This is a genomic window from Nocardiopsis algeriensis (assembly GCF_014203695.1).
Taxonomy (GTDB): Bacteria; Actinomycetota; Actinomycetes; order Streptosporangiales; family Streptosporangiaceae; genus Nocardiopsis; species Nocardiopsis algeriensis.
Genome location: NZ_JACHJO010000010.1, coordinates 223,877 through 242,140, shown reverse-complemented (window position 1 = coordinate 242,140; position 18,264 = coordinate 223,877). Strand labels below are relative to the sequence as shown.

The window sequence follows — 18,264 nt, the reverse complement described above, 5'->3', positions numbered from 1 at the left end:
GGAGCGCGCACCGTGCCCGTACCCGCAGCCCCGGCCACCGAGCACCCGCCCGTGCGGGTCGCCAGACCCCGCATCGGACTGCTCGGCGTCATGCAGCCCCTCTACGACGACATGATCCCCGGTATCACCGAGCACCAGGCGGCCTATGCCGCCAGGGTCGCCGAACAGCTCTCCGAGGTCGCCGACTGGACCGTCGGCCCGCCGGTGCGCGGTCGCGCCGACGCCGAGGACACCGTGCGCGGCTTCGAGGCCGCCGGGCTCGACGGCGTCCTGGTCGTCATGCTCACCTACGGTCCCTCCCTGCGGCTCACCCCGGTACTCAGCCGGATGCGCCTGCCCGTGGCCCTGGCCAACATCCAGCCCGACCCCCGGGTCGGGGCCTCCTGGGACATGGCCGACATGACCTACAACCAGGGCATCCACGGAGCCCAGGACACCGCCAACGCCATGGTGCGCGCGGGCCTGCCCTTCGAGGTCGTCACCGGGGACTGGCAGGACCCCGCGTTCGCCGTCCGCATCGACCGCTGGGCCCGTGCCGCCCGCGCCGTCACCTCGCTGCGCTCCCTGCGCGTCGGTGTCTTCGGCTACCCCATGAACGGCATGGGAGACGCCCGCGTGGACGAGACCGCCCTGATGCGCGTGCTCGGCCCCGAGGTCCACGTCATCGCACCGGGCACCCTGCACCGGACGATGGCAGGTCTGCCCGAGAGGGCGGTGGCGGACCTCATGGAGTGGGAGGATGGTGTCTTCGAGGTCGACGGACGCCTGTCCGCGGAGGAGCGCACCGACCACGCCCGCATGCAGCTGGGCATCGAACAGCTCCTGGAGGAGTCGGGGTGCGGCGCCTACTCCACTCATTTCGACGCGATCGGGGAGGACGGCCGCTTCGCCCGCCTGCCGATGGCCGCCGCCTCCACCCTCATGGCCAAGGGGTACGGGTTCGCCGGCGAGGGCGACGTCCTGGCCGCCTCCGCGGTCTACGCCGCACACCAGCTCGCCGGGGACGGCCACTTCACCGAGATGTACGCCATGGACTTCCCCAGCGACTCCGTCCTCATGAGCCACATGGGCGAGGGCAACTGGCGCATCGCGCGCGAGGACGAACCGGTCCGCCTCATCAAACGGCCCCTGGGCATCGGCGGACTGGACGACCCGCCCACGATCCTGTTCCGCTACCGGCCGGGGCCGGCCACCCTGGCCTCCCTGGTGGCCCTGGGAGGTGACCGCTTCCGCCTGGTCGTGACCGAGGGCGAGGTCATCGACGCCCCCGAACTGCCCTCCCTGGAGATGCCCTACGGCCAGTTCCGCCCCGAGAACGGCCTGCGCGCGTGCATGGACGCCTGGCTGCGCGCGGGCGGCACCCACCACATGGCGATGAACACCGGGGCCCGCGCCGAGGACTGGCGGGTCCTGTGCGAGCTCACCGGTGTCGAGTACGTCCGTGTCTGAACGCACGCGGCGCTTCCGCACGCCCTGTCCGGGTCCGGCCACATCCCGTGGCGGTCGGGGAGAACCGGGCCGCCGGCGGGCAGTATCGCAGGCGACCGCATGAGGGGCCCGAGGCCTCACCGACCGGACCCGATGTTTCCGAGCCACCCCCGCGACGAACGAAAGGCACCCCCCATGACCCCCCGTACCACCAAGGCGACGGCGCTGCTCGGTGCCGCGCTCCTGCTCACCGGCTGCGGCGGCGTCGGCGACGCCGCCCGCCCCGAGGGCGAGGCCGGCATCGTCGGCATCTCCATGCCCACCCAGTCCTCCGAACGCTGGATCAGCGACGGCCGGAACATGGTCGCCGAGTTCGAGGCCCGCGGCTTCGGCGCCGACCTGCAGTACGCCGAGGACGTCGTGGAGGACCAGGTCGCCCAGATCGAGAACATGATCACCCGGGGCGCCGACGTCCTGGTCATCGCCGCCGTCGACGGCGAGGCGCTCGGCGACGTCCTGGACATGGCAGCGGCCGGTGACATCCCGGTCATCGCCTACGACCGCCTCATCCGGGGCAGCGAGAACGTCGACTACTACGCCACCTTCGACAACTTCGAGGTGGGCGTCCTCCAAGGCCGGTACATCGCCGACGCCCTGGACCTGGAGAACGAGGAGGGCCCCTTCGACATCGAGCTGTTCGGCGGCTCGCCCGACGACAACAACGCCTACTTCTTCAACGACGGCTCGATGTCGGTCCTGCAGCCCTACATCGACGACGGCACCCTGGAGGTCCGCAGCGGCCAGACCTCCATGGAGCAGATCGCCACCCAGCGCTGGGACGGCGCCCTCGCCCAGGACCGCATGGACAACCTGCTCAGCGCCCACTACTCCGACGAGGACGTGGACGCGGTGCTCTCGCCCTACGACGGCATCAGCCTCGGTGTCATCGAGTCCCTGCGCGCGGTCGGCTACGGCACGGAGGACAAGCCCCTGCCGGTGATCACCGGCCAGGACGCCGAACTCGCCTCGGTCAAGTCGATCATCGCCGGGGAGCAGACCCAGACGGTGTTCAAGGACACCCGGGCCCTGGCCGAACAGACGGTCGACATGGTCGAGGCACTCGTCGAGGGCGAGGAGGTCCCGGTCAACGACACCGAGACCTACGACAACGGTGTCAAGGTCGTCCCCGCCTACCTGCTCGAGCCCGTCTCGGTCGACGCCGGCAACTACAGCGACGTGCTGATCGGCAGCGGCTACTACGAGGAGTCCGACCTCCGATGACAGAACGGGAGAGGCGGCCCGCCTCCCCGGGCGGGCCGCTCCTGCTGATGCGCGGCATCCAGAAGGAGTTCCCCGGGGTACGCGCCCTGGACGGGGTGTCCCTGAGCGTGGGGCACGGCCGCATCCACGCCCTCATGGGGGAGAACGGCGCCGGCAAGTCCACCCTGATGAAGGTGCTCAGCGGCGTCCACCCGGCGGGTTCCTACACCGGGGAGATCCTCGTGGACGGACGTCCCTGCGCCTTCTCCGGGGTCGCCGACAGCGAACGCGCCGGAATCGCCATCATCCACCAGGAACTGGCGCTCATTCCGCAGCTGTCCGTCAGCGAGAACATCTTCCTCGGCCACGAGCGGTCGCGCTTCGGCATCGTCGACTGGGGCTCCACCCACGCCCGGGCCCGGGAACTGCTGCGCCGGGTCGGACTGGACGAGAACCCGGCCACACCCGTCTCCGCGCTCAGCGTGGGCGCACGCCAGCTCGTGGAGATCGCCAAGGCCCTGGCCAAACGGGTGCGGCTGCTCATCCTGGACGAACCGACCTCGGCGCTGAACGAGGCGGAGAGCGCCCGCCTGCTGGAACTGCTCCTGGACCTGCGCGAACAGGGTGTGACCTGCATCCTCATCTCGCACAAGCTCGGCGAGGTCATGCGGGTGTGCGACGAGGTCACCATCCTGCGCGACGGGCGCACCATCGAGACCCTGGAGGTGGAGCGCGACGCGGACGGGACACCCTCCGTGGACGAGGACCGCGTCATCCGGGGCATGGTCGGCCGCGCACTCGACCAGCGCCACCCCGGCCGGAGCGGGGAGATCGGTCCGGTGCGCTTCGAGGTGCGGGACTGGACCGTGGACCACCCCACCCAGCTCGGGCGGCGTGTGGTGGACGGGGCCTCCCTCACCGTCCGCGCGGGGGAGGTGGTGGGGATGGCGGGCCTCATGGGCGCCGGGCGCACCGAGTTCGCCATGAGCCTGTTCGGCCGCTCCTACGGCCGCCACGTCCGCGGCAGCGTGCTCAAGGACGGGAGGGAACTCGACACCGGCGACGTCGCCGCGGCCGTCCGCGGCGGCATCGCCTACGTGCCCGAGGACCGCAAGACACTCGGCCTGCTGCTCGACGGCGACATCCGCCACAACACCACGATGGCGGCGCTGGGCAGGGTCTCGCGGCACGGGGTCCTGGATCCCGGGCTGGAGGCCGTGGAGGCCGCGCGGATGAGCGAGCGGATGCGGGTCAGGAGCCACGGCACCACGCAGATCGTGCGCACCCTCAGCGGCGGCAACCAGCAGAAGGTCGTCCTCGGCAAGTGGATGTTCACCGAGCCCGACCTGCTGATCCTCGACGAGCCCACCCGGGGCATCGACGTGGGTGCCAAGTACGAGATCTACCTCATCGTGCGCCGGCTCGCCGCCGCGGGCGCCTGTGTGCTGCTCATCTCCTCCGAACTGCCCGAGATCCTCGGCATGTGCGACCGGATCTACACGATGTGCGAAGGGCGCATCACCGGAGAGGTCCCCCGGGCGGAGGCCGACCAGGAGACCCTCATGAGACTGATGACACGAACCGGGGGCCACCCGTGAAAGAGTCGACCGCCAGCTCGCGCCTGTCCCGGCTCGGAGCGGCCCTGATGCGGGACAACGTCCGCCAGTACGGCATGGTCATCGCCCTGGTGGCCATCGTCGTGCTGTTCCAGATCCTGACCGGGGGACTGCTGCTCACCCCGCTCAACGTCACCAACCTGATCATGCAGAACTCCTACATCCTGATCCTGGCGATCGGGATGATGCTGGTCATCATCACCGGGCACATCGACCTGTCGGTCGGCTCGGTGGTGGCGTTCACCGGCGCGGTGTCGGCGGTCATGCTCACCTCCTGGGGCCTGCCGACCCTCGCGGTCGTGCCCCTGGCCCTGCTCCTGGGCGCCCTCATCGGCGCCTGGCAGGGCTTCTGGGTCGCCTATGTGCGCGTGCCCTCCTTCATCGTCACCCTCGCGGGGATGCTCGTGTTCCGCGGCGCGACCCTGGCGGTGCTGGGCGGCGAGTCCATCGCCCCCCTGCCCGAGGCCCTGCGCTCCCTGTCCAGCGGCTTCCTGCCCGGTCAGGGCGAGGGCCTCCACCTGCCCACCCTGCTGCTGGGCGCGGCAGGCGCCGCCGCCATCGTGTGGATCCGGTGGCGCGCGCGGTCGCGCTCGCTCGGGTACGGGCTGCCGGTCCCGTCCGCGGGGGCCACCGCCGCCACCTCGGCGGTCGTGGTCGCGGCCGTGCTCGCCTTCACCTACGTCCTGGCCCGGTACAACGGGCTTCCCGTCGTGGGCGTGCTGCTGGTCGTGCTCATCGCCGGGTACTCGTTCCTCATGCGCTCCACCACCATGGGTCGGCGCGTGTACGCCGTCGGCGGCAGCGAACAGGCCGCCGCGCTGTCGGGCATCCGCACCCGGCGCACCGCGTTCTGGGTGTTCGTCAACATGGGCGTGCTCTCCGCGCTGGCCGGACTGGTGTTCACCGCCCGGCTCAACGCGGCCACACCCGGTGCCGGGACCATGTTCGAGCTCGACGCGATCGCGGCCGCCTTCATCGGCGGCGCCTCCGCCTTCGGGGGAGTGGGCACCGTCGTGGGAGCCGTCATCGGCGCCCTGGTCATGGGCGTGCTCAACAACGGCATGTCGCTGATCGGCCTGGGCGTGGACTGGCAGCAGCTCATCAAGGGGCTCGTGCTGCTGCTCGCCGTGGCCTTCGACATCTACAACAAGCGCCGCGCCACCTCCGGGCGCCCTGTCCGCCCGGCCCGTGCGCGGCGGCGCGGCGGGGGAGAGGCCGGGGGAGGGCGGGACGGCGCCGGGTCCGTGCCCGGTCCCGCCCGGGCCGCCCCCTCCTGAGGCCGGGTGCCCGGGGCCGCCGGCGGCCCCGGGCCTTGCGCCGGAACTCCTGCGCGGGTGCGACGCCACGGCCCCGGCGGTGTCCGTCCACGGGAAGAACTACCCTGAGGACCGTGGCAGGCCGGATCAGAGACGAAGACATCGCCCTGGTGCGCGAGCGCACCCCCATCGCGGACGTGGTCGGCGAGTACCTCCAGCTGCGCAGCGCCGGAGGAGGCTCGCTGAAGGGACTGTGCCCCTTCCACGACGAGAAGTCCCCCTCCTTCAACGTCACCCCTTCGAAGAACCTCTACTACTGCCTGGCGGGGGAGACCGGGGTCCTCACCCGTGAGGGGGTGCGTCCCATCCGGGAGCTGGCCGGAGGCAGACACACGGTCCTCACCAGGAGGGCCACGTGGGTGGAGGCCCCGTTCCACTCGTTCGGCGAGCAGGCGCTCATGCGGATCACCCTGAGCCGCAACGACCGGACCAAGGTGATCCACGCGACCCCCGAGCACCGCTGGTTCGTCCATTCCGGCGGAGACCGGCACGAACTGCGGGAGGTCGTCACCCGGGATCTGGAACCGGAGCACAGGCTGGCCCACGTCTCTCCTCCCCGGCAGATCACCGCGCCCTCGCCCTCCGGTGTCTGCCACGGCATCGCCTTCGGCCGCGGTACGGGACAGGGACCCGGCGGCACGGTCCGGTTCGACGCGGAGGAGGACGCCGCGCTGCTGAGGTGGTTTCCCCGCAGCAGGGCCGACCGGAGCGGGCGCCAGGTCCTGGTGCACGACCTTCCGGCGTCCTTCGGGGACCCGCCCTCCCCGGAGGAGCCCGCGTCCTATCTGTACGGGTGGCTCGCCGGCCTGCTCGCCGTGGACGGACACGTGGCCGAGGACGGCGCCGTGGCGCTGCACCGCCCGGACCGGGACGTCCTGGAGCACGTCGGAGCGGTCTGCGCCCGCCTGGGGATCGGCACCTACGGCATCACCGAACAGGTGCGGGAGGAACCCCCTGCCGGAGAACCCTCGACGACCTTCCGCCTGGACCTCGCCGACGGCGACCTCACCGAGGAGGCGTTCCTCCGCGAGGAACACCGCGTGCTCTTCGCCTCGTCGACAGGGAGGCGCGCGCACCGGGGCTGGACCGTGCTCTCGGTGGAGGAGACCGAGCGGTTCGAGGAGGTGTACTGCGCCGTCGTCGACGACGGGCACGCCTTCGTCCTCGAGGACAACATCCTCACCGGGAACTGCTTCGGCTGCGGAGAGGGCGGGGACGTCATCTCCTTCGTGCAGCAGATCGACGGGCTGAGTTTCGCCGAGGCCGTCGAGTCACTGGCGCGGCAGATCGGGGTGACGCTGCGCTACGAGGAGGGCGGGCGCAGCACCCGCCGCGACGAGGGGCAGCGCCGGCGGCTGCTGGACGCGCACCGTGCGGCTGCCGAGTTCTACGCCGAGCAGCTGCTCTCACCGGGGGCGGTCGAGGCGCGGCGCTTCCTGTCCGAGCGCGGGTTCAACCGCGTCCACGCCGAGCACTTCGGGCTCGGCTACGCCCCTGCGGGATGGGAGAACCTCACCTCCCACCTGCGCCGCAAGGGATTCACCGACCAGGAGCTCGTCACGGCCGGACTGGCCAGCCAGGGTCGCCGCGGTGCCTACGACCGCTTCCGCAACCGGCTGCTGTGGCCGGTGCGCGAGGTGACCGGCGAGGTCGTGGGGTTCGGCGCCCGCAAGCTCGACCCCGACGAGGACGGGCCCAAGTACCTCAACTCACCCGAGAGCCCCATCTTCCACAAGGGGCGCTTGTTGTACGGGCTCGACCTCGCCAAGCGCGACATCTCCCAGAAGAGCCAGGCGGTCATCGTCGAGGGGTACACCGACGTCATGGCCTGCCATCTGGCCGGGGTGACCACGGCGGTCGCCACCTGCGGCACGGCCTTCGGTGAGGACCACCTGAAGATCCTGCGCCGCCTGCTGCTGGGGCGGTCCAACCAGGGCGGCCGGGTGGTGTTCACCTTCGACGGCGACGCCGCCGGACAGAAGGCCGCCGTGCGCGCCTTCGCCGAGGAGCACGGCTTCGCCTCCGAGACCTTCGTCGCCGTCCAGCCCGACGGGCTCGACCCGTGCGACCTGCGCATCCAACGCGGCGACCAGGCCGTGGCCGACCTGGTGGACCATCCCGTGCCGCTGTACGAGTTCATGATCCGCAACGTCATCGAGGGTTACGACCTGTCCACCCCCGAGGGGCGCATCGCCGCGCTCGACGCCGCTGCCCCCGTGGTCGCCGGCATCCGCAACGCCGGGGTGCGCAAGCTCTACGGCATCAACCTGGACCGCTGGCTGGGAATCCTGGACGAGTCCTTCGTGCTCAACCGGGTCGCCCGGCACATGCGCCAGGGGCCCTCGCGCGGCAGGGCGGCCCCGGCGCGCCCGGCACCCACCCCCGACGCCCGAGAGGCACCCTACGACCTGCGCGACCCGTCGGTGGCGCGCGAACGGCAGGCCCTCAAGATCGCCGTGCAGTTCCCCTCCCTGGCCGCCGGGTTCGACGCCTTCACCGAGGACGACTTCACCGTTCCCCAGCACAAGGCGGTGGTGCGGCTCGTCGCCGAGCAGGGCGGAACGGCCTCGGCCCAGGACCCGGCCGCGTGGGTGAGCGCCCTGCGCGAGGCCGCCCCCAATGAGGTGCAGCGCGATTTCCTGACCCGTTTGGCGGTGGAGGAGCTGGAGTTCTACGGAGAACTCGACGAACATTCTGCCCGGCAAATTCTGGGCACAGTCAGAACTCATTCCATCAACCGGCGCGAGGCAAACCTGAAATCGGAGCTCTCGCGGCTGGAGGGTGCCGGCCAGATGGAGGAACAGCAGCGGTTGCTGACCGAGCTCATCGCTCTTCAACAGCAGAAACGAGCACTTCAGGAAGAGTCCTACCGCGGCATGTAGCGAAGGGGTGACAATAATAGCCCTCCCCTTTCCGGTGCCGTGAAAGGCACAATGGGTGCGTGCCTCCCTCCGCTGCAACCAAACGAATTCCAGCAGTTCGCACCCCGATTTCGGAGAACGTCCCCGTCTGGCCGGACGAGCCGCAGGAGACCGAGCCGGTCCTGGAATCGGGACGGCGTCCGGGCTCGGACCTGGTGCGCCTCTACCTCCGCGAGATCGGTCGGGTCCCCCTGCTCACGGCCGAGCAGGAGGTCGACCTGGCCAAGGCGATCGAGGCGGGGCTGTACGCCCGCCACCGCCGTCCGAAGGAGGGCGAGTGCACCGCCGAGGAACTCGCCGCCCTCGTGGAGGAGGGACGCAGGGCCCGGCGGAGCCTCATCGAGTCGAACCTGCGCCTGGTGGTGTCGGTCGCCAAGCGGTACATGGGCAGGGGACTGCTGATCCTCGACCTCGTCCAGGAGGGCAACCTGGGGCTGATCCGCGCGGTGGAGAAGTTCGACTACACCAAGGGCTTCAAGTTCTCCACCTACGCCACGTGGTGGATCCGCCAGGCCATCACCCGGGCCATCGCCGACCAGGCCCGCACCATCCGCATCCCGGTGCACATGGTCGAGGCCGTCAACAAGGTCGTCCGCGTACGGCGCCTGCTCCACCAGGAACTCGGCCGTGAACCGGATGTGGAGGAGATCGCGCACGCCGCCGGCCTGGACCGCGACCGGGTCCTGGAGATCCAGCGGGTCTCCCGCGATCCCGTCTCCCTCCAGGCGCCCATCGGCGAGGAGGAATCCGACCTCGGTGACTTCATCGAGGACACCGACGCGGTCGTGCCGCTCGAAGCGGCGGCGTTCACCCTTCTCCAGGAAGAGCTGCGGGCCGTCCTGGAGGGCCTGTCCGAGAGGGAGAGACGGGTCATCGGGCTGCGCTTCGGGATGGCCGACGGCCACCAGCACACCCTGGAGGAGGTGGGCCGGGAGTTCGGGGTGACCCGCGAGCGCATCCGCCAGATCGAGGCCAAGACCTTGGCCAAGCTCCGGCACCCCTCCCGCGCCGGAACCCTGCGGGACTACCTCTAGGGGATGCCTTCCGGGCCTCTGTCCAACGTGCGGGCAGGGGCAGGGGTTCCCGTACGCGGCGAACGCGGCCTCATGTGGCCGCTTCGGCGTGGGCGCCGCGTTTTCGTGATCTGCCGAGCCTACGGTCGTGCTGTGAGACCCAGCCGTTCAGGACACCACGGACCGCGCGCAGGCCGGCGCCCCCTGCTCGCCGCAGGGGCGGCGGCCGCCGCCGGGGTGCTGATGATCGGTGTGTTCGCGGCGGTGGACACGCACAGGCCCCAGCGCATCGGCTACTTCGCCGACTGGAACGTCGCCAACCGCGGGTACACGATCAAGGACGTGGACGACAGCGGGGCGGCTCGGCGTCTGACCCGCCTCCTGTGGGCCTTCGGCGACGTCAGCGGCGACGGCCTGTGCCACGTCCCCGACGGGCAGCGCTGGGAGCTGTACCAGCGCCGCTACGAGGCGGACGGGAGCGTCAGCGGCGAGGAGGACGCCTACGACCAGCCGCTCGCGGGAAGCCTCAACCAGCTCCGCCAGCTCCGGGAGCGCCACCCCGACCTGGGGGCGAGCATCTCCCTCGGCGGATGGAACTGGTCGCGCCACTTCTCCGTCGCGGCCCGTACCGAGGAGTCCCGGCGGGCCTTCGTCGACTCCTGCATCGATCTCTGGCTGCGCGGCGACCTGCCCGAGACCGATGACGAACCCCAGGGGGGAGAGGGCAGCGCCGAAGGGGTCTTCGACGGCATCGACCTGGACTGGGAGTGGCCGGGGGGAGGCGGGAACTCGCACAACGTCGAGCATCCGGACGATCCGGCCAACTTCGACCTCCTGCTGGCCGAGTTCCGCCGCGGGCTCGACGAGCTCTCCGACGAGACCGGACGGGAGTACACCCTGTCCGTCTCCGTCTCGGGGTCGGCGTCGCAGACCGAGGCGCACACCGACGAGATGTTCGAGTACGCCGATTTCGTCTCCGTCCAGGGCTACGACTTCGCCGGGTCCTGGAGCGACGAGACCGCTCCCCACTCCAACCTCTACCCGACGGCGAGCGACCCCGACGCCAACAGCGCCGACGCGGCCGTCCGGCGCTACCTCGACCTGGGCGCGCCCCCGCACAAGCTGGTGCTGGGCCTGCCCGCCTTCGGCCGCGGCTGGCAGGGGGTCGAGGGCGGCGGTGACGGCCTGGGCGTGCCCGCCGATCCCGCGGACGACGTCTACGACGGGGCGACCATGGCCTTCTCCGACCTCGAGGAGCTCGACGGCGAGCGCCATCTCGACGAGGAGGCGGGCGCCTACTGGATCCGCGACGGCGACCACTGGTGGGCCTACGACAACCCCGACGTCGTCGCCCTCAAGGGCGAGTACGTGCTGGATCACGGTCTCGGCGGCCTCATGGTGTGGAACCTGGACATGGACGCCGACGGGGAGCTCGTCCGCGCCATGGACCGCTCCCTGAACGGCTAGGCCGTGTTCTTCGGACCCTCTCGCCGCAGCGGCGGAGCCGATCCTCCGGCGAACGGCCGGCCGGGCGTTCCCCGGGGAGACGGGGAGCGGGCGGCGGGACCGGATCCGGGCCGGGTCCGCGCGGACGGTTGCGGCACCGGCGGCGCGAGGACAGTCTGTGCAGCATGGCCGACCCGCACTCCGCTCCGTCCCGCACCGCCGATCTGTACCGCGACCTGGAGGCCGTGGTACAGGGCACGGTCTCCTCGGACCCCGGCACCCTGGCCCTCTACACCTCCGACGCCTCCAACTACCGCTGCGTCCCCCTCATGGTCGTCGTTCCGCGGACCGTCGAGGACTGCGTGGCGGCCGTCCGCGTCTGCGCCGGACACGGGGTCCCCGTGGTGCCGCGCGGCGGCGGCACCTCCATCGCCGGCAACGCCATCGGAACCGGCGTGGTCATCGACACCTCACGCCACCTGCGTGCCGTGGAGGCCGTCGACCCCGTCGCCCGCACGGCGACCGTGCAGCCCGGCGTGATCCTCGACGACCTGCAGGCGGCGGCGGCCGAGCACGGACTCACCTTCGCCCCCGACCCCTCGACCCACAGCCGCTGCACGATCGGCGGCATGGTCGGCAACAACGCCTGCGGATCCCACTCGGTGGCCTGGGGCACCACCGCCGACAACATCGTCTCCCTCGACCTGCTGCTCGGCGACGGCACCCGGATCACCGTCGGCTCCTCCCACACCGCGGAGGAGTTCGAGGCGCTCACCCGCCGCCCCGGACGCGAGGGAGAGATCTACAGGGGCCTGGCGCGCCTGGTGGCGGAGCACCGCGCCGAACTGCGCACCGCCATGCCCGACTTCCGGCGCCGTGTCTCGGGCTACGCACTGGACCGGCTCCTGCCCGAGAAGGGGCGCAACGTCGCCGCCGCGCTCGTGGGCACGGAGGGCACGTGCGCGTTCGTGCTGGGCGCCACCGTGCGGCTGGTCGAGTCGCCGCCTGCCCGGGCCCTGGCCGTCCTGGGGTATCCCGACGCCCCGTCCGCCGCCGACGCGGTCCCCGACCTGCTGGGGCACTCCCCGCTCACCGTCGAGGGCATCAACGACCGGATGGTCGCCGCCCTGGACCGGGCGGGGACGCGGTCGCGCGTGCCGCTGCCCGACGGCGGCGCCTGGCTCCTGGTGGAGGTCGCCGGCCCGGATCCGGAGGAGGCCGCCGCTGCGGCCGAGCGCATGCTCGCCGACCTGGAGGGAGCGTCCCGGCCGACCGACGCGGTCGTGGTCGCCGACCCCGCCCACCGCAAGGCCCTGTGGCGCATCCGCGAGGACGGCGCCGGACTGACCCAGCGCACCCCCGGCGGCGAGGAGGCGTGGTCGGGCTGGGAGGACGCCGCGGTGCCACCGGAGAACCTCGGCGGCTATCTGCGCGACTTCGAGGACCTGATGGAGCGCCACGGCCGCTCCGGGGTCGTCTACGGCCACTTCGGCGACGGCTGCCTGCACGTGCGCATCGACTTCGCCCTCACCCACGAGCGGGGCCGTGCCGAGTACCGGGCGTTCCTGGAGGAGGCGGCCGAGCTCGTCGTGCGGCACGGCGGGTCCCCGTCGGGGGAGCACGGGGACGGCCGGGCCCGGTCCGAGCTGCTCGCCCGCATGTACCCGGCGGGCCTGCTGCGGGCCTTCGGCGAGTTCAAGAAGCTGTGGGACCCCGCAGGGATCATGAACCCCGGCATCATCGTCGACCCGCTGCCGCTGGACGACGACGTCCGGGTGGGCGCCCGCATGAATCTGCCTCTGCTGTCGCAGACGTCCCTGGCCTACCGCGACGACCACGGTGATGTCGCGCGGGCACTGCGCCGCTGCTCAGGGGTGGGCAAGTGCCGGCGCCAGAGCGGGACCGGCGTCATGTGCCCCAGCTACCAGGTCACCCAGGAGGAGAGGCACTCCACCCGGGGGCGGGCCCACCTGCTGTTCGAGATGGCCAACGGGGAGGTGATCACCGACGGGTGGCGCTCGGAGGAGGTCCGCGAGAGCCTCGACCTGTGCCTGTCCTGCAAGGGCTGCCTGAGCGACTGCCCGGTCAACGTGGACATGGCCTCCTACAAGGCCGAGTTCCTGCACCGGCACTACCGGGGCAGGGTACGCCCCGCGGCGCACTATTCGATGGGGTGGCTGCCGCTGTGGGCGCGCCTGGCCTCGGCGGCGCCGTCCGAGGTCAACCGCGCGACCCGCCTGCCGGGCCTCTCGCGCCTGGCCAAGAAGGCCGCGGGGGTGGCCGCCCGGCGCGACCTGCCCCTGTTCGCCCGTACGACGTTCACCAGGGCCTTCCGGCGGCGCGCGGCCCGGGGCCGCGCGCGCACCGGCGGGCCGCGTGTGGTGCTGTGGCCCGACACCTTCGGCAACCACTTCGACCCGCAGATCCCCGCCGCCGCGGTCCGCGTGCTGGAGGACGCGGGGTTCACCGTGGTCCTGCCGGAGGGACAGGTGTGCTGCGGCCTGACGTGGGTGTCCACCGGCCAGCTCGACATCGCGCGGGCGGTGATGCGCCGCGCGGTGCGGGCGCTGGCGCCCCTGGTCGAACAGGGGCTGCCCGTGGTGGGTCTGGAGCCCAGCTGCACCGCCGCGCTGCGCCACGACCTGCTGGAGCTGCTGCCCGGGGAGGAGAGCGAGCGGGTCGCGGCCGCCGTGCACACCCTCGCGGGCTTCCTCAACCGGTACGCGCCCGACTGGGAGGTGCCGCGGGTCGCGGGTGCCGCGCTGACCCAGGTGCACTGCCACCAGCACGCCGTCATGGGCTTCGGCGACGACCGCGAGGTGCTCGCCCGGGCGGGCGTGGACGGCGAGGTGCTGGACGCGGGCTGCTGCGGGCTGGCGGGCGACTTCGGATTCACCGAGGGGCACTACGAGGTGTCCGCCGCGATCGGCGAGCGCGAACTGCTGCCCCGGGTGCGTGAGGCGGACGCCGGCACGGTGGTCCTGGCCGACGGCTACAGCTGCCGGACCCAGATCCTCCAAGGCGCGGGCCGCAGGCCCCTGCACCTGGCGGAGCTGCTGGCCCGGGGTCTGGACCGGGGGCGACGGCAGGAGGCGGGAACCGCCGACCGCTGAGTGCGTACGGGTGCGTACGGGCGCCCGGGGACGCGGGGCGGCGGTGGCCGGTGTGCGGACCGTGCGCCACCGTCCGGGAGCCGGCGCGCCCGCGACCGCTCGGGAGGCGCGGGCGAACGGGGCCGGCTCCCGAACGGTCCGCGGGAGCGGTCAGACGCCCATCTGGTCGCGGAGGACGTCCAGGGCCCGCGAGACGGCGCCGGACAGGCGCGGGTCCCCCTGGTCCACACCTTCGCCCAGGTGGACGCGCCAGGCGACCTCGGTGCCGCCGGGGGCGCGGCGTGCCACGAGCCGGAACCCCGTGGACGCCTCGGGGGAGGGGAAGGGCACGAAGCGGTTCACCAGAATGGTCGCGGTGACGCGCTCGGAGACGGTCTCGGCCAGGCGGCGGTAGTCCACCGCTCCCTGCGCGCCGGCCGGGCGCAGGCGCACCGTGCGCTCCCCGGCGCCCTCCTCGGTGAAGGTGAACTCCTGCTGCGACCACCGGGCCTGACCGATGTCCTGCCACGCCACGGCCCGTCCGCCGGGCAGGTGCAGGGCGCGGGTGGTGGCCACCAGGGCCGCTTCCTGCCCGGCCACGGGTGCGTGTGCCAGAACGCGCTCGCCCCGCTCCAGCCGGGAGCGTACGGAGTCGGGGACACCCCTGCGGAGGAAGGCCACTACCGCTCCGCCGATCCGTTCCGATGCGATGCGCTGCCGTTGGCGGAGGCGTCCCAGCCGACGATCTCGGCCTCCTCCTCCGCCGTCGGCCGGGCGAGGAAGTCGCGCAGCGACGTGACCGGCATCTTCTCCACGGTCTTGTCGTAGACGAGGCGGCCGGCGTTGCCCACCTGGGCGCCGACGAGACCGGCGACCTCCTGGACGACGGGGTTGTCGGCCACCTTGCGGGCGGAGCGGACGAGCTGCTCGTAGCGGGCCCTGCCCGCCTTGGCTCCCAGGACGTATCCGACGGCGAGTCCGGCTGCGAATGTGATCCGGTGGCGCATGGGTCCCTCTTCAGATGTCGGTCGGAGGCTTTCGCCTCGCACGCTACCCCGAAGCGTTCCCGCCCACACGGGGCATCACTGGTCACGAGCACTCCGGAAGAGCGCTAGTCTATGGGTGTCGCCCCGGAGCGAAGCGCCCGGGGGACAACGCGATCCCGCGTAGCTCAATCGGCAGAGCAGCCGGCTGTTAACCGGCAGGTTATTGGTTCGAGTCCAATCGCGGGAGCCACGAAAGGCCGTGGCGGTCACTCTTCGGAGGCGCTAGGCTGTCTCGTGAACCCCGGTCCTCGATCGGGACAACGCGATCCCGCGTAGCTCAATCGGCAGAGCAGCCGGCTGTTAACCGGCAGGTTATTGGTTCGAGTCCAATCGCGGGAGCAGAGCAGGGCCCGTCGTTCGCGGCGGGCCTTTTCCGTGTCTGCGCACAAGTCTGTCCGCTGTCCTCACGGAGGAGCGGTCCGCCTCCCGCTGCCGGGCCGCGAGGGCCCCGGCGCGGGGCGGAGAGAGGGGACGGGCGGGTCAGATACGGGCGAGGGCCCCGACGAGCAGGCGGCGGTTGCGGTGCGGCATCTGGTAGCTGCCGGGGACCGGCGGGGCCACAGGGAGGGTTCGCCAGGACTGGACCTCGATCAGGCCCGGCGCGGTGACGTCCCAGCCGTCGAGGAAGCCCTGGATCCGGTCCTTCGTGCGCCAGTAACCGGTCAGCCGGTGTTCGCGGAAGACCCGCTCCAGCTTGTCGGCGCGCGCCGCGTCGCGGGGGAAGGGGCCGGCGTCGGGGCGGCAGTAGTGGCTGAGGACCAGATGGCTGCCCGGGGCGAGGAGATCGCGCAGTGCGGCCAGGTGCTCCCCGGGAGCGTCCAGATCGGGGACGTGGGAGAGCGTGCCGGCGAGCAGGAGCCCCACGGGGCGCTCCAGGTCCAGGAAGCCGCGGAGCTCGGCGGCGGACAGCAGCGCGCGGGGTTCGGTGAGGCGGCCCTCCACCGCGATGGTGCGCTCGTCGCGCAGCAGGGCGCGGTGGTGGGCCAGCACCATGAGGTCGTCGGTCGCGTAGACCACACGGGTGTCCCCGGCGGTGGGATGCTCCGCCTCGTGTGCGATCTCGTGCGGGTCGCCGGGGGCGGGCAGCCCGCAGCCGATCTGGACGAACTGGCGGATGCCGACCTCCTCGACGAGGTGGCGGACCGCCCGTTGGAGGAAGGCGCGCTCGCCGAGGACGAGGTCCTGGAAACCGGGGACGGCGTGTTCCGCCTTGAACGCCAGTTCGCGATCGGCCTCGAAGTGGTCCTTGCCCTTGAGGTGGAAGGAGTGCAGCCGGGCCAGGCTCGGCCTGGTGAGGTCGACGGCCGGCGGGGGATTGGCCCGGGTGCCCTTGGCCCCCGCCCGCCTCAGGAAATCGGGGGAAGTGAATCGCGACATCGACGTCCTCTGTCGGAGGTGGGGAAGGTGCTCGACACCAGGATTCTATTCATCGTTCGGAGTGTTGTTGACCACACTCGGCACTTCGGTCGGAAAAGAGGACGCGTGTGTGTTCGAAGTGCACTTGGCTGCATGTTGAGGCCTTCTTGGGGTGCCTGGCTCTTATATACCCGATGTTCTTTTTGTGAGGAATTCTGTCAAGGGTGACCAGGTGGCGAAACCCTGTGTGCCGCCGTCGGTTCGTGTGACTGTAGACGTCTTATGTGGCTCATGTGAAACATGTGGTGACCTTGGGGTCTCCTATGTTTTCTGTGTGCTCCGACAGCGGGACGTGTCCTCCGGAGTGCGCCGAAATATGTTCATGCCGAATACAGGGATGCGGCCGGTGAATTCCGGGTGTGCCTGCTTCCTGCGGCAATGGTGTTGTGAATGCGCTGTTCCCGCAAGGGGAACACCCGGAGAACGGCCGGACGCGCCCCGGGGCGGTGCCCGCGACGGGCGACATCCACCGACACGGCCTAACCTGGAGGGATGGACCGCCCCTACACCATCCTGAGCTGCGCAGTGTCGGTCGACGGCCGTATCGACGACACGGGCCCCGAGCGGTTGCGTCTGTCCAACGAGGCCGACTTCGACGAGATCGACGAGCTGCGCGCCACGTGCGACGCCATCCTCGTCGGAGCGGGCACCCTGCGCGCCGACGACCCCCGGCTTCTGGTGCGCTCACCCGAGCGGCAGGAGCGCCGCCGCGCCCGGGGCCGGACCGCCCACCTGCTCAAGGCCGTGGTCACCCGCAGTGGTGATGTCGACCCCGGCGCCCGCCTCTTCGCCACCGGAGACGCGGGGGCGGTCGTCTACACGGGAGGGGACGGAACCGCCGTCGCACGGAGCAGGTTGGCCGCCAGGCCCGCCGGAGACCCGCCCGCCGACGTCGTGGACGCCGGGGACCCGCCCTCGGCGGCTGCGATCCTGGCCGACCTGGCCGCCCGCGGGGTGGAGCGCCTCCTGGTGGAGGGCGGCGGCCACATCCACACCATGTTCCTCACCTCGGGGCTGGCCGACGAGCTGCGGCTGGCCGTCGCGCCGTTCTTCGTGGGAGAGGAGGGCGCACCGCGCTTCGTCCTGCCCGGCGCCTATCCGCACGGCCCCGCTGCCCCCATGCGCCTGCTGGAGGCCCGTGCGCTGGGCGACGTGGCCGTCCTGCGCTACCGCCTGGGAGAGCGGAGATGAAGGGGCCCGTGCCCGCCGAGGGCGCCGCCGACACCTCCTGGCTGCGCCGCACCGCCGAGCTGTCCCGGCTGTGCCCGCCCTCGGACACGGCCTTCTCCGTCGGCGCCGTCGTGGTCGCCGCCGACGGCACCGTGCTCGGTGAGGGGTACTCGCGCCGCGACGACCCCCGCGACCACGCCGAGGAGGCCGCTCTGCGCGGCGTCGACCCGGACGATCCCCGCTTGGCCGGGGCCACGCTGTACTCGTCCCTGGAGCCGTGCAGCTCCCGCTCCTCGCGTCCGCGCTCCTGCTCGGCCCTCGTGCTGTCCACGCCCGTGCCGCGCGTGGTCTTCGCCTGGCGCGAGCCCGCCGTCTTCGTCGACTGCGACGGCGCCGAGCGCCTGCGCGCGGCGGGCCGCACCGTGGTGGAGCGCCCCGACCTCGCGGACGCCGCCCGCGAGGCCAACGCGCATCTCCTCCGGGGACCGGGAGCGTGCGGCGGGGCGCAGCCGCCACGGGTCGGCTAGGCCCTGTTCAGGG

Annotated in this window: 13 protein-coding genes and 2 tRNA genes; 12 read left to right on the top strand and 3 right to left on the bottom strand. The window is 71.9% G+C overall.

Annotated features, from left to right (window positions below):
- Positions 1–12 precede the first annotated feature (12 nt).
- The 8 genes from FHS13_RS17435 to FHS13_RS17400 all read left to right on the top strand — a co-directional run bounded on the left by FHS13_RS17435 (position 13) and on the right by FHS13_RS17400 (position 14,113).
- Positions 13–1,449 carry an L-arabinose isomerase family protein gene (locus FHS13_RS17435; RefSeq protein ID WP_184292983.1) on the top strand — a complete coding sequence of 479 codons (1,437 nt, stop codon included), beginning with the start codon at positions 13–15 and terminating at the stop codon, positions 1,447–1,449.
- A 174-nt stretch (positions 1,450–1,623) separates the two neighbouring features.
- The gene (gene chvE / locus FHS13_RS17430; protein WP_184292982.1) at positions 1,624–2,709 is read left to right on the top strand and encodes a multiple monosaccharide ABC transporter substrate-binding protein; all 1,086 of its coding nucleotides are present in this window, start codon (positions 1,624–1,626) and stop codon (positions 2,707–2,709) included.
- Positions 2,706–4,286 carry a sugar ABC transporter ATP-binding protein gene (locus FHS13_RS17425; RefSeq protein WP_184292981.1) on the top strand — a complete coding sequence of 527 codons (1,581 nt, stop codon included), beginning with the start codon at positions 2,706–2,708 and terminating at the stop codon, positions 4,284–4,286. The genes chvE and FHS13_RS17425 overlap by 4 nt, the downstream gene beginning before the upstream one ends.
- Positions 4,283–5,581 carry a multiple monosaccharide ABC transporter permease gene (gene mmsB, locus FHS13_RS17420; protein WP_184292980.1) on the top strand — a complete coding sequence of 433 codons (1,299 nt, stop codon included), beginning with the start codon at positions 4,283–4,285 and terminating at the stop codon, positions 5,579–5,581. The genes FHS13_RS17425 and mmsB overlap by 4 nt, the downstream gene beginning before the upstream one ends.
- A 113-nt stretch (positions 5,582–5,694) precedes the next feature.
- Positions 5,695–8,502: a DNA primase gene (gene dnaG / locus FHS13_RS17415; protein WP_184292979.1), complete on the top strand. Its 2,808-nt coding sequence runs from the start codon at positions 5,695–5,697 to the stop codon at positions 8,500–8,502.
- Positions 8,503–8,609: 107 nt separating this feature from the next.
- Complete coding sequence (rpoD, locus tag FHS13_RS17410; RefSeq protein WP_184293020.1) at positions 8,610–9,575, top strand: RNA polymerase sigma factor RpoD; 966 nt, start codon at positions 8,610–8,612, stop codon at positions 9,573–9,575.
- A 132-nt stretch (positions 9,576–9,707) separates the two neighbouring features.
- Positions 9,708–11,021 carry a glycoside hydrolase family 18 protein gene (locus FHS13_RS17405; RefSeq protein WP_484549406.1) on the top strand — a complete coding sequence of 438 codons (1,314 nt, stop codon included), beginning with the start codon at positions 9,708–9,710 and terminating at the stop codon, positions 11,019–11,021.
- A gap of 164 nt (positions 11,022–11,185) precedes the next feature.
- A complete protein-coding gene (locus tag FHS13_RS17400) occupies positions 11,186–14,113 on the top strand; it encodes an FAD-binding and (Fe-S)-binding domain-containing protein (RefSeq protein WP_184292978.1) in 2,928 nt (975 codons plus the stop codon).
- Positions 14,114–14,263: 150 nt separating this feature from the next.
- Here FHS13_RS17400 and FHS13_RS17395 read toward each other — a convergent pair whose 3' ends face one another.
- Together FHS13_RS17395 and FHS13_RS17390 are read right to left on the bottom strand one after the other, a co-directional pair.
- Complete coding sequence (locus FHS13_RS17395; protein ID WP_184292977.1) at positions 14,264–14,773, bottom strand: hypothetical protein; 510 nt, start codon at positions 14,771–14,773, stop codon at positions 14,264–14,266.
- Positions 14,773–15,099, bottom strand: coding sequence for a hypothetical protein (locus FHS13_RS17390; protein ID WP_184292976.1), 327 nt, complete (start codon positions 15,097–15,099; stop codon positions 14,773–14,775). The genes FHS13_RS17395 and FHS13_RS17390 overlap by 1 nt, the downstream gene beginning before the upstream one ends.
- 153 nt (positions 15,100–15,252) lie before the next feature.
- On the opposite strand from FHS13_RS17390, the gene FHS13_RS17385 reads away from it, so the two are divergent.
- Positions 15,253–15,328: transfer RNA gene (locus FHS13_RS17385), tRNA-Asn, on the top strand.
- 76 nt (positions 15,329–15,404) lie between these two features.
- Positions 15,405–15,477 (top strand) — tRNA-Asn (locus FHS13_RS17380).
- Between the two features lie 141 nt (positions 15,478–15,618).
- Here FHS13_RS17380 and FHS13_RS17375 read toward each other — a convergent pair.
- Positions 15,619–16,515, bottom strand: coding sequence for an SAM-dependent methyltransferase (locus FHS13_RS17375; RefSeq protein WP_184292975.1), 897 nt, complete (start codon positions 16,513–16,515; stop codon positions 15,619–15,621).
- Between the two features lie 531 nt (positions 16,516–17,046).
- On the opposite strand from FHS13_RS17375, the gene FHS13_RS17370 reads away from it, so the two are divergent.
- Both FHS13_RS17370 and FHS13_RS17365 read left to right on the top strand, forming a co-directional pair.
- Positions 17,047–17,745, top strand: coding sequence for a RibD family protein (locus FHS13_RS17370; RefSeq protein WP_184292974.1), 699 nt, complete (start codon positions 17,047–17,049; stop codon positions 17,743–17,745).
- Positions 17,742–18,251 carry a cytidine/deoxycytidylate deaminase family protein gene (locus FHS13_RS17365; RefSeq protein ID WP_184292973.1) on the top strand — a complete coding sequence of 170 codons (510 nt, stop codon included), beginning with the start codon at positions 17,742–17,744 and terminating at the stop codon, positions 18,249–18,251. The genes FHS13_RS17370 and FHS13_RS17365 overlap by 4 nt, the downstream gene beginning before the upstream one ends.
- Positions 18,252–18,264: the final 13 nt, after the last annotated feature.